This window comes from Mycobacterium sp. (assembly GCF_032162605.1).
In the GTDB taxonomy this organism is placed as follows: domain Bacteria; phylum Actinomycetota; class Actinomycetes; order Mycobacteriales; family Mycobacteriaceae; genus Mycobacterium.
In genome coordinates this window covers 1-13604 of record NZ_JAVROT010000567.1, presented here as the reverse complement: position 1 = coordinate 13604, position 13604 = coordinate 1, and the positions used below count along the sequence as shown (strand labels likewise).

15 protein-coding genes are annotated in these 13604 nt (G+C 68.0%); 6 read left to right on the top strand and 9 right to left on the bottom strand.

Annotated features, from left to right (window positions below):
• Positions 1 to 4: 4 nt before the first annotated feature.
• The 8 genes from QOI01_RS31395 to QOI01_RS31360 form a co-directional block, all read right to left on the bottom strand.
• A complete protein-coding gene (locus QOI01_RS31395; protein WP_526387361.1) occupies positions 5 to 841 on the bottom strand; it encodes a DegV family protein in 837 nt (278 codons plus the stop codon).
• A 2-nt stretch (positions 842 to 843) separates the two neighbouring features.
• Complete coding sequence (octT, locus tag QOI01_RS31390) at positions 844 to 1599, bottom strand: diglucosylglycerate octanoyltransferase (RefSeq protein WP_526387359.1); 756 nt, start codon at positions 1597 to 1599, stop codon at positions 844 to 846.
• Positions 1589 to 2269 (bottom strand): glucosyl-3-phosphoglycerate phosphatase, encoded by a 681-nt coding sequence (gpgP, locus tag QOI01_RS31385; RefSeq protein ID WP_526387357.1) that lies wholly within the window; start codon positions 2267 to 2269, stop codon positions 1589 to 1591. The genes octT and gpgP overlap by 11 nt, the downstream gene beginning before the upstream one ends.
• On the bottom strand, positions 2266 to 2664 hold the full coding sequence (rsfS, locus tag QOI01_RS31380) for a ribosome silencing factor (RefSeq protein ID WP_526387355.1): 399 nt from the start codon (positions 2662 to 2664) through the stop codon (positions 2266 to 2268). Before rsfS ends, gpgP begins: the two co-directional genes overlap by 4 nt.
• Entirely contained in the window at positions 2661 to 3284 is a 624-nt protein-coding gene (gene nadD, locus QOI01_RS31375) for a nicotinate-nucleotide adenylyltransferase (protein WP_526387416.1), read from the bottom strand. The genes rsfS and nadD overlap by 4 nt, the downstream gene beginning before the upstream one ends.
• A 73-nt stretch (positions 3285 to 3357) precedes the next feature.
• Entirely contained in the window at positions 3358 to 4806 is a 1449-nt protein-coding gene (locus QOI01_RS31370; RefSeq protein WP_526387353.1) for a vWA domain-containing protein, read from the bottom strand.
• The gene (locus tag QOI01_RS31365) at positions 4806 to 5681 is read right to left on the bottom strand and encodes an AAA family ATPase (RefSeq protein WP_526387352.1); all 876 of its coding nucleotides are present in this window, start codon (positions 5679 to 5681) and stop codon (positions 4806 to 4808) included. Before QOI01_RS31365 ends, QOI01_RS31370 begins: the two co-directional genes overlap by 1 nt.
• Before the next feature lie 17 nt (positions 5682 to 5698).
• Positions 5699 to 6946 carry a glutamate-5-semialdehyde dehydrogenase gene (locus tag QOI01_RS31360; RefSeq protein ID WP_526387350.1) on the bottom strand — a complete coding sequence of 416 codons (1248 nt, stop codon included), beginning with the start codon at positions 6944 to 6946 and terminating at the stop codon, positions 5699 to 5701.
• 57 nt (positions 6947 to 7003) lie between these two features.
• Here QOI01_RS31360 and QOI01_RS31355 point away from each other — a divergent pair, with 57 nt between their 5' ends.
• Both QOI01_RS31355 and QOI01_RS31350 read left to right on the top strand, forming a co-directional pair.
• Positions 7004 to 7870: a ribokinase gene (locus tag QOI01_RS31355; protein WP_526387348.1), complete on the top strand. Its 867-nt coding sequence runs from the start codon at positions 7004 to 7006 to the stop codon at positions 7868 to 7870.
• Positions 7871 to 7879: 9 nt separating this feature from the next.
• Positions 7880 to 8704 carry an enoyl-CoA hydratase/isomerase family protein gene (locus QOI01_RS31350; RefSeq protein ID WP_526387346.1) on the top strand — a complete coding sequence of 275 codons (825 nt, stop codon included), beginning with the start codon at positions 7880 to 7882 and terminating at the stop codon, positions 8702 to 8704.
• Positions 8705 to 8717: 13 nt separating this feature from the next.
• Here QOI01_RS31350 and QOI01_RS31345 read toward each other — a convergent pair whose 3' ends face one another.
• Positions 8718 to 9521, bottom strand: a complete 804-nt coding sequence (locus QOI01_RS31345; RefSeq protein ID WP_526387344.1) for a GntR family transcriptional regulator — start codon at positions 9519 to 9521, stop codon at positions 8718 to 8720.
• Between the two features lie 103 nt (positions 9522 to 9624).
• Here QOI01_RS31345 and QOI01_RS31340 point away from each other — a divergent pair, with 103 nt between their 5' ends.
• The 4 genes from QOI01_RS31340 to QOI01_RS31325 form a co-directional block, all read left to right on the top strand.
• Positions 9625 to 11049, top strand: a complete 1425-nt coding sequence (locus QOI01_RS31340; RefSeq protein ID WP_526387342.1) for an MmgE/PrpD family protein — start codon at positions 9625 to 9627, stop codon at positions 11047 to 11049.
• Between the two features lie 13 nt (positions 11050 to 11062).
• Complete coding sequence (locus QOI01_RS31335) at positions 11063 to 11944, top strand: isocitrate lyase/PEP mutase family protein (protein WP_526387340.1); 882 nt, start codon at positions 11063 to 11065, stop codon at positions 11942 to 11944.
• Positions 11941 to 13188, top strand: a complete 1248-nt coding sequence (locus QOI01_RS31330; RefSeq protein WP_526387338.1) for a 3-isopropylmalate dehydratase large subunit — start codon at positions 11941 to 11943, stop codon at positions 13186 to 13188. The genes QOI01_RS31335 and QOI01_RS31330 overlap by 4 nt, the downstream gene beginning before the upstream one ends.
• Positions 13185 to 13604, top strand: a 420-nt coding sequence (locus tag QOI01_RS31325; RefSeq protein WP_526387336.1) for a LeuD/DmdB family oxidoreductase small subunit, incomplete at its 3' end; no start/stop codon positions are given. The genes QOI01_RS31330 and QOI01_RS31325, both read left to right, overlap by 4 nt.

The following is a 13604-nucleotide window of genomic DNA, read 5'->3' as shown; positions in this document are numbered from 1 at the left end:
CTCCTCAATCCTGCACCGTCACGCACACTCCGACGGCTCCGCAGCCGACGTGTACCGAGAGCACCGGGCCCATGTCGGTGATCGACATCGAGCCGACGTGCGGTAGTCGCGCAGTGAGGGCCGCGCCGATCTCATCGGCCCCGTCGTGGTTGTCGACGTGGTGCACGGCGATCGTCGCGGGCCGGTCGCCCACCACGTCGGTCACCGCTTCGATCAATGCCGCGTGCGCCTTGGAGACGGTCCGAATCCGCTGAGAGAGCACCAGGCGGCCGTCGACGTCCACGTGCAGCAGCGGCTTCAGGGACAATGCCGTGCCCAACCACGATGCGGCAGTACCGATCCGGCCGCTGCGCCGCAGGTTGTCGAGTCGGTGCACGACGATGAATGCGTGACCACGCGGCACGGCCGCCTTCGCCGCGGCCTCGACCGCGTCGAGGTCGTCGCCCGACGCTGCCGAACGGGCCGCGGCCACCGCGACGAAGCCGACGCCCGACGCTGCGGATCGCGAATTCACCACGCGCACTGCGGGTCCGAACTCGCGGGCAGCCCCAACCGCCGAGCTGAACGTGCTCGACAGCGCCGCCGAGAGGTGCACGGCGACGACACCGTCACCACCGCTGTCGGCCAGCGCCTCGCGGTAGCATCCGGCCAGGTCGGCAGGGGCAGCACCGGCGGTCGTGACGTGCGCCCTCTCGTGCACGTCGTAGGGCACCGCATCGACGCCGTCGCGCAGATCGACGCCGTCGATCAGCACGTGCAGCGGAACCTGCCTGATCCCCCACCGCTGCAGTTCATCCGGGTTCAGCCGAGCCGACGAATCGGTCACCACCGTGACGGCCACGGTCAGCCGCCGAAGCCCACGGTGGTCACTCCCGCCTCGGCAAGACCCTTCATCATCAAGTCGGCCACCGCACGGTGGGCCTCGAAGTTCCAATGAATGCCGTCGGGATTGCCGCGGCCGCTCGTGATCTCATCGCCCACTGCGGCCTTCAGGTCGACGATCGGCACGTCGTGCTGCCTCCCCCATTCGGTGATCGCCGCGACCATGGCATCGCGCCAGCGGTGCGACTTGCCGTAGGTCTCCGCGATGTGCACCGAGGGAATCGATGCCACCACGGGGATGCCCGGCCGGTTGAAGTCGATCGCGGCGCGGGTCTGTTCGAGGTAGTCGACGCTCAGGTGGGGCGGCAGCGCGGGGCGTGCCACCGGTGACAACCGCGGTTGCAACCAGCCGTATCCGTCCCGCGCCCAACGGCGCAACCACGGCGGCCGCACGTAGCGGATGAGTTCGCGCACGGCGGTGGGCAGCGGCGACGGCAGGGAGTCCATGCCCGACGTCGCGAAGATCACCGCGCCCGCCCGGGGCAGCGACGCCCACGACCGCGGATCCTGGATCGCGGCCCACCACACGTCACGGCACGTCCACCCGATCCGGCCGATCAGTTCCACGTCCCAGTCCAATTGCGAGGCAACGATGTTTGGCCAGATTCGAGGGTCGTCCGCAGGCAGTCCCCCGGTAGGACCGTAATAGGACAGCGAGTCGCAGAACACCAGCAGGGTGCGGCGGCGCGGGGACTGGTCGGGTTGGCTAGAGGACATCGTTGGCGACCTGGGCCGAAGCGTTCCACACGTCGAGGCGCCACCGGATGTCCTGCGCCGCCGCATCGTTCGGGGAATGCCCTGACAGCTGCACCCAGCTCGCGTTGCCCATGCCGCCGAGCACGGGCCAGTTGTCCACCGGCAGATCGAGCAGGGCGGCCGTCAGCGCAGCGATCAAACCGCCGTGCGCCACCACGACGACGGGCCGGTCGGAAGCGTCCCCTGCCTCGTCGGAGCCCCACTCGTTCAGTTCGGCGACCAGCTCCTCCACCACCGGCACGCTGCGTTCGGCCACGTCGACACGGCTCTCGCCGCCGTGCGGCGCCCACCGTGCATCGTCGCGCCACTCAAGCCGCGCGCCCGGTGCGACGTCGTCCACCTCGAAGTGGGTCAAGCCCTGCCAGTCGCCGAGGTGCGTCTCGCGGAGCCGCGTGTCGACGGCGACCGGAAGGCCGGCGCGCTCGGCGAGTGCCGTCGCGGTGTCAAAGGCGCGGCGCAGGTCCGAGGAGACGATCACCAAGGGCTGACGCTTGGCCAGCACCTCCGCGGCAGCGGCCGCCTGCTCACGGCCAAGGTCGCTCAGATCGGTGTCCAGCTGCCCCTGCATGCGGCTACTCGCGTTGTACTCCGTCTGGCCGTGCCGCAGCAGCACGAGACGCCGAATCCTCATTCGGTATCCGTCTCTCCCGCACGCGGCTCATCGGCGCCGTCCAGGTCCACGGGGACCAGCGGGCAATCCCGCCACAGGCGATCGAGAGCGTAGAAGTTGCGCTCGTCCTGGTGCTGGATGTGCGCGACGATGTCGACGTAGTCGAGCAGCACCCAGCGCCCCTCCCGGGTGCCCTCCCGTCGGGCGGGTTTGTACCCGGCGAACCGCATCTTCTCCTCGACCTCGTCGACGATCGCGTTCACCTGGCGATCGTTTGTCGCCGAGGCGATGACGAAGCAGTCGGTGATGACGAGTTGACCGGACACGTCGATGACGACGACGTCGTCGGCGAGCTTGGACACGGCCGCCTGCGCGGCGATCGTGGCCATGTGGATGGATTCGTCGGATGCGGTCACGGCCTACCGTCCTCCGTTGCTAGAGCGTGCGCGGGATACAACCCGCGCTTGGTGACGTACTGCACGACGCCGTCGGGAACCAGGTACCAGATGGGCCTGCCGAGCTCGGCGCGCCTGCGACAGTCGGTCGACGAGATTGCCAGCGCGGGCACCTCGACGATCTTCAGCGAGTCCGCGGGCAGTTCCTTCATCGCGGCGGCGATGTGCTCGCCGTCCAGTTCGTAGCCGGGGCGATTGACACCGACGAACCGTGCCATGGAGAAGAGGTCCTCCCAGTTCTGCCAGGACAGGATCGACCCGAGAGCGTCAGCGCCGGTGATGAAGTAGAGGTCGGCGTCGGGGTTGAGTGCTCCGAGGTCGCGCAACGTGTCCTTGGTGTAGGTAGGGCCGCCACGGTCGATGTCGACGCGGCTCACCGAGAAACGCGGGTTGGCCGCGGTCGCGATCACCGTCATCAGATACCGGTCCTCGGCGGCGGTGACCGCGCGGTCGCGTTTCTGCCACGGCTGGCCAGTGGGCACGAACACGACTTCGTCCAAGTTGAACAGGTCGGCCACCTCGCTGGCGGCGACCAAGTGACCGTGATGGATGGGATCGAAGGTCCCCCCCATCACTCCCAGCCTGCGTCGAGTCACGAATAGGCAGCTTACGGGAGCGCCGCGGACGCCTTTCTGCTGCCGAGACCGGCGGACCTCAGACGGGCAGCAGCTGGTCGATCACCGAAGCGAGCTGCTTGGCCGACCGGCACTCGTGCATGGCGATGGCGTCCTCGTATCGCGGCACCGCCGAGTCGCCGCTGCCCCACAGGTGCTTGGGCTCGGGATTTAGCCAGTGCGCGTGGCGGCTCGCGGTGACCATGTGCGTCAGCAGATCGACCTCGGGGTTGCGGTAGTTGTTGCGCCCGTCGCCGAGCACGAGCAGTGAACTACGCGGCGACAGCACGTTCGGGTACTTCTGCAGGAACGACACGAACGCGTGCCCGTAGTCGGAGTGGCCGTCGCGGGTGTACACGGCCGCCTCCCTGGTGATGCGCTGCACGGCGACGGCCAGGTCGGCCTCGGGACCGAACATCTCAGTGACCTCGTCGGTGGTGTCGATGAACGCGAATACCCTCACCCGCGAGAACTGCTGACGGAGCGCGTTCACCAGCAACAGGGTGAAGTGGCTGAAGCCGGCGACGGAGCCGGACACGTCGCACAGCACGACCAGTTCAGGGCGGGCGGGGTGCGGCTTCTTCAGGACGACGTCGATGGGCACACCGCCGGTCGACATCGACTTGCGCAGCGTCTTGCGCAGGTCGATCTCGCCGGCCCGCGACCGTCGGCGTCGCGCCGCCAGTCGCGATGCCAGCGTGCGGGCCAGCGGGGCGACGACGCGGCGCATCTCGCGTAGCTGATCGCCCGAGGCACGGAGGAACTCGACGTTCTCGGCGAGCTGCGGGATGCCGTACATCTGCACGTGCGCACGACCGAGCTGCTCGGCGGTGCGGCGCTTGGTCTCCGCCTCGACCATCTGGCGCAGCTGCGCGACGCGTCTGGCGGCCATCGCCTTGGCGATCTGCTCCTGCGTCGGGGTGGGTTCCTCGCCGTAGGGCGCCAGCAGCCCGGCCAGCAGCCTGCCCTCCAACTCGTCGAGTGCCATCGCCTTGAGCGCCTGGTAGGACGAATACGACGGCCCGCGGCTGGAGTTGTACCTTCCGAAGGCGTCGACGATCTGGGCGATCATCGCGGCCAGCCGGTCGTCGACGTTGGCCGAGTCCTCGTTGCCCGCGAGCATCTCCAGCAGCGCGGCGCGCATCGCCTCGACGTCCTGTGCAGGCAGTCCGTCGCGATCGGCGGCGTCGTCGACCTCGTCGTCGGACACCACCGTCCGCGCGCCGAGCGCCGCGGGAAACCACAGGTCGAACATCGCGTCGTAGGTGTCCCGGTGATCCGCGCGCCGCAGCACGGCACAGGCCAGCCCCTCGCGCAGCACCTCGCGGTCACCCAGCCCGAGAACCGTCATCACCTGGCCGGCGTCGACCGTCTCGGACGGACCCACCGCGATGCCCACGCCACGCAACGCCTCGACGAACTCCACGAGATGCCCGGGAATCCCATGCGGTGCAAGGGGTTGCGGTGGACGCGTGCGGCGGACGGCCATTAGTTGAGCCTCAACTCCCCGCTGGCCTTCACCTGGTCGGACTGATGCTTGAGCACCACACCCAGTGTCGCGGCGATCAACTCGTCGTCGATCGTGTCCATGCCGAGAGCCAGCACCGTGCGGCCCCAGTCGATGGTCTCGGCCACCGACGGCACCTTCTTGAGCTGCATGCCGCGCAGCACCCCGATGATGCGCACCAACTCCTCGGCCAGCCGTTCGGGTAGTTCCGGCACGCGCGACAGCAGGATCCGTCGCTCCAGATCGGGGTCGGGGAAGTCGATGTGCAGGAACAGGCAGCGGCGTTTGAGTGCCTCGGACAGCTCGCGCGTCGCGTTTGAGGTCAGCAGCACGAATGGCTTGCGGGTGGCAGTGATGGTGCCCAGTTCCGGGACGGTCACTGCGAAGTCGGACAGCACCTCGAGCAGCAGACCCTCGATTTCGATGTCGGCCTTGTCGGTCTCGTCGATCAGAAGGACGGTGGGTTCGGTACGCCGGATCGCCGTCAACAGCGGCCGTGACAGCAGGAACTCCTCGCTGAATACGTCCATCTTGGTCTGGTCCCAGTCACTCGAACCCGATTGAATGCGCAGGATCTGCTTGGCGTGGTTCCACTCGTAGAGTGCGCGGGCCTCGTCGACGCCCTCGTAGCACTGCAGCCGAACCAGACCTGATTCGGTGCACTCGGCGATGGCGCGCGCCAGCTCGGTCTTGCCGACGCCTGCCGGGCCTTCGACGAGCAGCGGCTTGCCCAAACGGTCGGCGAGGAAAACGGCTGTGGCCGTGGCGGTATCGGGTAGGTAACCGGTTTCGGCCAGCCGCTTGGCGACATCGTCGATGTCGGTGAACAGCGGTGAAGGGCGGGCGGGGACGCTCACTCGATCATTACTCCTAATCAGGACGGGCGGGTGTGGCCGTCTCCCCACACAATCCACTTGGTTGAGGTCAACTCTGGCAGACCCATCGGTCCCCGGGCGTGCAGCTTCTGCGTGGAGATGCCAATCTCGGCGCCGAACCCGAACTGCTCGCCGTCGGTGAATGCAGTCGACGCGTTCACCATCACCGCAGCGGCATCGACCCGCTCGGTGAAGCGTTGCGCGACGGCAAGATTGGTCGTGACGATGGCCTCGGTGTGACCCGTGCCGTATTCATTCACGTGCGCGATGGCGGCATCGACTCCGTCGACGACCGCCAAGGCGATGTCCATCGAGAGGAACTCGGCACGCAACTCCTCCTCGCTCGGATCCAGGTGCACCGTCACGCCGGCGGTCCGGAGCGCGCTGACCAATCGCGGCAGCGCGCGGTCGGCGATCGCGGCGTCGATCAGCAGCGTCTCGGCGGCGTTGCAGACACTGGGCCGACGAGTCTTGGAGTTCAACAGGATTCGCTCGGCGATGTCGAGGTCGGCCGCCTCGTGCACGTAGACGTGACAGTTGCCGACGCCCGTCTCGATGGTGGGCACCGTGGCGTCGCGGACGACGGCGTCTATGAGACCCGCTCCACCACGCGGAATGACGACGTCCACCAGACCACGGGCCTGGATGAGGTGGGTGACGCTGGCACGGTCCGCGCTGGGCAGCAGCTGTACGGCGTCCTCGGGTAACCCCTCGCCCAGGAGCGCGGCCCGCAGCGCGGCGACCAGGGCTTCGTTGGACCGTGCAGCCGACGAACTGCCACGAAGCAACGCCGCGTTGCCGGACTTCAGCGTCAGCCCGAACGCATCGACGGTGACGTTCGGTCTGCCCTCGTAGACCATGCCGACCACTCCGAGCGGCACGCGTTGTTGCCGGATCTGCAGTCCGTTGGCCAGGGTGCGGCCACGGAGCACCTCACCGACCGGGTCGGGCAGCCCGGCGACCTGCCGAAGCCCCGCCGCGATGCCGTCGACCCGCTGCGGATTGAGAGCAAGCCGGTCGAGCATCGCGTCGGGAGTGCCTGCGGCACGTGCGGCGTCGAGATCTGCGGTGTTGGCGGCCAGCACCTCGTGCACGCGAGCCTGCACCGAGTCGGCCGCCGCGTGCAGCGCTCGGTTCTTCGTCGTGGTGTTCGACGTGCCGAGGGTGCGGGCCGCGACACGCGCGCGACGGGCGGCGTCGTGAACCTGCCCGCGCAGATCGGTAGTGGGGGGAGCTTCCACGCTCATTTGGCCAGCTTATCGAGCTAACCCGGCTGCGGCACCGTCGGGGTTACAGTATTCGGCGTGGTCCGGGAGCGCAGCCGAGTGTGTGTGGTCGGAAGCGTGAACCTCGACCAGTCCTTCGCCGTCGGCGCGCTGCCTCGGCCCGGTGAGACCGTGTTGGCCTCGTCGGTGTCGGCCGCGCCAGGCGGCAAGGGCGGCAACCAGGCCGTCGCCGCTGCCCGCGCAGGCGCCACGGTCCAACTCGTCGCCGCACTGGGCGATGACCCCGCAGCGTCCCAGCTTCGCGCCCACCTATCCGCCAACGACGTCGGCATGGACGGCACGGTCACAGTGCCGGGCTCGAGTGGCGCAGCGGTCATCGTGGTCGACGCCGGAGCTGAGAACACCATCGTCGTTGCACCGGGAGCCAATTCGCACCTCTCCGTGGCCTCCGCGGAGGTCAGGAAGGTCGTCGCCGACGCCGACGTGGTGCTGATGCAGTTGGAGATCCCGATCGACACGGTGCTCGCAGCGGCGCGAGTGGGTCGTGACGCGGGCGCAGTGGTGATCCTCAACGCGTCACCGTCGGGTGCCGACGCCAGCCGGCTCGCCGAACTCTCTCAAGCGGTCGACGTCGTCGTCGTCAATGAAGTCGAAGCGCGCGAATGGCACTGGCCGGTCGAACATCTCGTGATCACCCGGGGATCGTCCGGCGCCAGCTACCGCTGTGCCGGCAGAAGCGTCGACGTGCCCGCTCCACCCGTGGAGGCGGTCGACACCACCGGCGCCGGTGATGTCTTCGCCGGAGTTCTTGCAGCCGAATGGCTTTCCGGCCCCGATGAAGCCCTGCGGCGAGCGTGTGCGGCGGGAGCGTTGGCGACCCTGACCCCCGGCGCGGGCGACTGCGCGCCGTATGCCGAAGCCATCGACGACGTACTCGACGAATGAGGAGATCGCATGACTGCCACCGTCCACGCCCCGCGCCCACCCGAAGGTGACTGGCTGGGCACGCCCTTCCTGAAGTTCGAGCGCCAAGGCCCCTTCGGCGTCGTCACGCTGGACCGGCCCAAGGCCCGCAATGCGATGTCCCCTGCGATGTACTTCGGCATCGGGTATGCGGTCAACCACGTTGGCGCCGACGACGATCTCGCCGGGCTGATCATCACCGGCACCGGAGACGTATTCGCGCCGGGCGGCGACCTCGGCGGCGCAGGTGGTGACGACTGGATGAATTTCGGGTCCCTCCCGATGGAGGCGCTGCTGCCGTTCGACACCCTGCGCACCTCGCGCAAACCCGTGGTCTCGGCAGTCAACGGACTGGCACAGGGCGGCGGGCTGCAGATCGCGATGTGCTGTGACATGGCGGTGGTCAGTGATCGTGCGACCTTCCGGGTGCCGGAGCTCTACCGCGGCATCGCCGACACGTACTACAGCCACATGCTGGCGCGGCTGATCGGACCGGTGCGCACGCGCGACCTCATGTTCACCGGCCGCACCCTGACCGCGGAGGAGGCCGTCGACTGGGGCATCGTCGCCCGGCTCGTCCCGCACGACGAGTTGATGAGCGGCGCGCACGAGGTGCTCGCCCGGTGCTGCCGCACCGCGCCTGGCGCCCGGGCCGTGGTCAAGTCCAGCCTGGACAACTACCTGGGTCTGTTCGACCGGATCGGGATGACGTCGAGCCTTGGTGGGCCGGAGGCAATCGAAGGATTCCTGGCGTTCAAGGAGCGTCGCTCGCCCGACTGGGTACACCCCGACCTGCGCACCGACGGACGGCTCTAGGCAAGACCGCAGGTCAGTTGGTCGGCCTGAGCACGTCGTGTGCGATGGCCAGCTCCGAGCCGGAGCCGGGTTCCATGGTTTGGGTGAGCACGACGCGACTTCGAGTCGGCGACAACAGGATCGACAGGTAGTGATGTGGCGCCCCAGCGGCGAACGTAACCCGATTGACCCGGATCAACGGCGAGCCGATCGCCGTGCCGAGCAGACCCGCGGTCCGGGGCCCCGCGATCTCCGCGGTCAGCTCGTGCTCGAGACGCTCCAGGGTCACCCCATTCTCGGACAGGATTCGGTAGAGCGGCGCGCGTGCCAGGGCCTGCTCGGTGACCACCTCGGCGAGCCCGACGGGCAACCAGACCTCGGTGATCATCAACGGCTCACCCGTACGGCGCTCGCGGCGCACCCGCAGCACGTGCAGTCCCTGGTCGGCGGAGCCGAGCCGTTCGGAAACCTTTTGCGGCAGGGGGCCGACGCCGAGCTCGATGACGTCGACCTCGGTCTCGAACTCCACCTGCCGAAGCTCGTCGAGGTACGACCCGCCCCCGACGTCGCGGCTCGGCGCCGCCTGCTCGGTCACGAACGAGCCGATGCCGTGGCGGCGCTCGATCAGCCCGGCGTCGGCGAGGTCCGCTAGCGCGCGGCGCACGGTGATGCGGGACACCCCGAACTGATCACACAGCGACTGCTCGGTGGGAAGCGCGTCACCCGGGGCGAGGGCTCCACGGCCGATCTCATCATGGAGGACCAGGAAGAGCTGACGATGCAATGACACACCTGCACTGGTGTTGACCAGCGCGGCGCCGGTCGGAACTTCCTGCACAGCAGAGAGCTTTTCACACCGCTGGTTCACAAGGCCGCCGTCTCCCGTTGCGTCATCCTGCGATCTGTTGTTATATGAGTATAACAACAGAAGGAGATCGCAGATGGGACGCGGCGACGACGCCACTGATCCGCATGGGCCCACGGGGGTGCTCGCGCACTGGGTCGCGGGACTCGGTTCCGCAGACGTTCCGCCGCAGGTGCTCGAACGGGCCGCGTACCTTCTGCTCGACGGCGTCGGATGTGCCCTCATCGGGGCTGGACTGCCATGGTCACGCACCGCGACGGACGCCGTTCTCGCCATGGAAGGCGCAGGCGACGCGATCGTGATCGGCACCGGCCGGCGCAGTAGCGCACCAGCGGCGGCGGTGCTCAACGGCACGTTCATCCAGGGCTTCGAACTCGACGACTTCCATCCGCTGGCTCCGCTGCACAGTTGCTCACTGCTGATCCCCGCACTGCTGTCGACGGCCTCGATTCGCCCGGCGCCCACCAGCGGCGTCGACTTCCTGCTCGCGGCCGTCACGGGCTTCGAGGTGGGTCCGCGGGTCGGCTACACGCTGCACGGCGCGCAGATGCTGGACCGTGGCTGGCACTCCGGATCCGTGTTCGGTACGCACAGTGCCGCAATGGCGTCCGGGAAGCTGCTGGGGCTCAACCCGTCTCAGCTCGAAGATGCGCTCGGCCTCGCGGGCACTCAGTCGGCCGGGCTGATGGCTGCCCAGTACGAGGCGATGAGCAAGCGGATGCACCACGGCTTCGCGGCCCGCAATGGCTTCTACGCAGCTGGTCTCGCGGCCGCCGGATACACCGGCATCAAGCGGGTGTTCGAACGCGACTACGGCGGATTCCTCAGCGTCTTCGGAGAGGGACACGATCCCGACGCCGCACCACTGACTGGGCAGCTCGGCGAGCACTGGGAGATCTCGATCATCATGGTGAAGTCCTACGCCGCGATGGGCGGCCTGCACGGAGCCATTGATGCGGCGCGTCGCCTCCGTTCTTCGATTGTCCCCGAGCAGATTTCACGGGTCGACATCACCGTGGGCGAGACCGTCTACAAGCACGGGTGGTGGACACCCGAACGACCGCTGACGCCGATCGGAGCTCAGATGAACATCGGCTACGCGACGGCGGCTGCACTCCTCGACGGGGACGTCCTACCCGAACAGTTCACCCCGAAGCGACTGGACTCCGACGACATCTGGAGGCTCCTCGACGCGACCCAGGTGCACCTCGACGAGTCGTTGACGGACGCGCCCATCACCGAGCGTTTCCGCACCGACGTCACCGTCACGATGGCCGACGGGGCCGTGCACCATTCCCGCGTCGACCAACCTCACGGCGCGCCAAACGATCCGGTCACCAACGATGAGCTGGTCGCCAAGTTCCACGCGCTCGCCGACCGGGTCACCAACCGCTCCCGCGCCGAGGCGATCGAACGGGCGGTAATCGGACTGACCGACCTTGACGACGTCGGCGATCTCATCGACCTGCTGGCGGACCCCGTCGCAGGCGCCCTGGACTGAGGAGAGACTCGACATGCCAACCACTTCCGCACGGCGAACGCTGCGTGAGCTACTCGACCGGCGTGAGCTGATCGTCGCGCCGGGTGTCTACGACGGCATCTCCGCGCAGTTGGCCAAGCGCACCGGGCACGTCGCGGCCTACCTGACCGGTGCTGGCGTGGCGGCATCGGGGTTCGGGCTACCCGACATCGGTCTGGTCACGGGCAGTGAGATGGCCGAACGCGCCCGCGTGCTGGTCGGCGCCCTCGGCGACGTGCCACTGATCGCCGACGCCGACACCGGCTACGGCGCGCCGATCAACGTGGTGCGCACCGTGCACCTGTACGAGGCGGCGGGCGTTGCCGCCATTCAGCTGGAGGATCAGGCCTTCCCGAAGCGCTGCGGACATCTGCCGGACAAGCAGGTGGTCGACGCCACTGTGTTCGAGCAGACGCTGGCCGCCGCCCTGGACGCCAGGTCCGACGACGACCTGCTGGTGGTCGCGCGCACCGATTCGCGGGCTTCGCACGGCCTCGACGAGGCGATCGAGCGGGCGAACCGTTACGCCGCGGCAGGCGCGGACGTCATCTTCATCGAGGCGCCGCAGGGCAGCGACGAGATCGAGCGCATCGCCCGCGAGGTCGACGCGCCCCTGCTGATCAACCTCGTGCTGGGCGGGATGACGCCGATCGAATCGGCATCGCGGCTGCAGGAGTTGGGCTACGCCATCGCCATCCACCCGAGTGACCCCCTTGGCCGCGCGACGTTCGCGATGCTCGAAGGTCTCTGCGCGCTCAACGGCACGAACGCCGCCGACTTCGCGCTCACCGAACCCGCCGACTTCTTCAACCTGGTCGGCATGGCCGAGTGGTTCGCACTCGACACCAAACTCGCAGCCACGGAGGACAAGTCGTGAGCATGACCATCATCGAGAAGATCTTCGCCCGCAAGGCCGGCCTCGCATCGGTCGGCCCAGGTGACACCATCGTCGTCGAGGTCGACATGACCGTGCTGATCGACCTGCAGTTCGCCACGATGTGGCTGCAGCCCCTCAAGATCCACGACCCGAACAAACTGGCCATCGTGATGGACCACGCGGTCCCCGCCCCGACTCTCAAGGACGCCGCGGGCGGCCCGCACGCACGCAAGTTCGCCGCCGACTTCGGCATCGAGCGGTTCTACGACGTCGGCAGGCATGGCATCTGTCACCAGGTGATCGCCGAGAACGGACTGGCCCGGCCGGGAGAAGTACTGGCCTGCACGGATTCTCATACCTGTGCCGGTGGTGCGTACAACACCGCGGCCCGCGGGCTCGGACCGGCCGAGGTGTACTCCATCATGTGCACCGGAAGCACCTGGTTCCAGATCGCACCGACCATCCGCTACGAACTCCAGGGCATCATGCCGGACGAGGTGAGCGGCAAGGATGTCTTCCTCCACATCGCCGACGAATATGGTGACGCGGCCAACCTGAACCTGGAGTACGGCGGGCCCGGCCTGGCCAGCGTGCCGATGCACGACCGGCGCACCATCGCCACCCAGGGTGCCGAAGTGTCCGCCGACTTCAGCACATTCGAGCCCGATGAGCTGCTGACGTCGTTCCTCGACGAACGTGGCGTGGCCGGATACCGTTCCGCCTCTGCAGATCCCGACGCGACCTATCGCGACGTGCGCAGCGTCGATCTGGGCGCGCTCGAACCCTACGTCGCCAAGCCGGGCACGGTCAGCCGCAACGGGGTACCGGTGTCGCGACTCGGCCGACAGAAGGTCGATCAGGCGTTCATCGGGTCGTGCGCCAACGGACAACTCGAGGACCTGCAGATCGCGGCGAACGTGTTGCGCGGCAAATCCGTTGCCCCCGGTGTTCGACTGCTCATCACGCCCGCCTCCCAGGCGGTGTACCGGGAGGCGATGCGCCTGGGCTACCTGCAGGACATCGCGGATGCCGGTGGCGTCGTGACCAACTCCACCTGCGGCGCCTGCTTCGGCTACCACATGGGTGTCGTCGGTCCCGGCGAAGTGTGCGTCACGTCGAGTACGCGCAATTTCACCGGCCGGATGGGCAGTACCGAGGCGGAGATCTTCATGGCCTCCCCCGCCACCGTCGCCGCGTCGGCGGTGGCCGGCTACATCACCGACGCCAGGAGCGTGACCGCATGACTCTGGCCTTCACCGGCAAGGTCTGGGTGTTCGGCGACGACCTCAACACCGATGCCATGTATCCGGCGTTCGCCATGAAGATGGATCCGCCCGAGGCGGCCAAGCACGTTTTCTACGAGGTCCGTCCCGGCTGGACCGACGAGGTCGCGCCCGGCGACATCGTGGTGGCAGGTCGCAACTTCGGCGTCGGCTCGTCGCGGCCCGTCGCGGCACTGTTCACCGAACTCGGCGTCGCCGGCCTGGTCGCCGCCGAGTTCAACTCCCTGTTCTTCCGCAACGCGGTCAACGCAGGCCTGCCCGCGATGACATTGCCCGACGCGACATCGCTGTTCACCGACGGTGACACCGGCACCTTCGACCTGTCCGACGGCACTTGGCGAAACGACAGCACCGGCGCATCTGGCTCGCTACCCCGG

What these genes read in the sequence shown, in the direction of transcription:
- octT (WP_526387359.1), bottom strand. Translation starts at nt 1,599, where the DNA reads ATGTCCTCTAGCCAACCCGACCAGTCCCCGCGCCGCCGCACCCTGCTG.
- gpgP (WP_526387357.1), bottom strand. Translation starts at nt 2,269, where the DNA reads ATGAGGATTCGGCGTCTCGTGCTGCTGCGGCACGGCCAGACGGAGTAC.
- QOI01_RS31370 (WP_526387353.1), bottom strand. Translation starts at nt 4,806, where the DNA reads ATGGCCGTCCGCCGCACGCGTCCACCGCAACCCCTTGCACCGCATGGG.
- QOI01_RS31360 (WP_526387350.1), bottom strand. Translation starts at nt 6,946, where the DNA reads ATGAGCGTGGAAGCTCCCCCCACTACCGATCTGCGCGGGCAGGTTCAC.
- QOI01_RS31350 (WP_526387346.1), top strand. Translation starts at nt 7,880, where the DNA reads ATGACTGCCACCGTCCACGCCCCGCGCCCACCCGAAGGTGACTGGCTG.
- QOI01_RS31340 (WP_526387342.1), top strand. Translation starts at nt 9,625, where the DNA reads ATGGGACGCGGCGACGACGCCACTGATCCGCATGGGCCCACGGGGGTG.
- QOI01_RS31335 (WP_526387340.1), top strand. Translation starts at nt 11,063, where the DNA reads ATGCCAACCACTTCCGCACGGCGAACGCTGCGTGAGCTACTCGACCGG.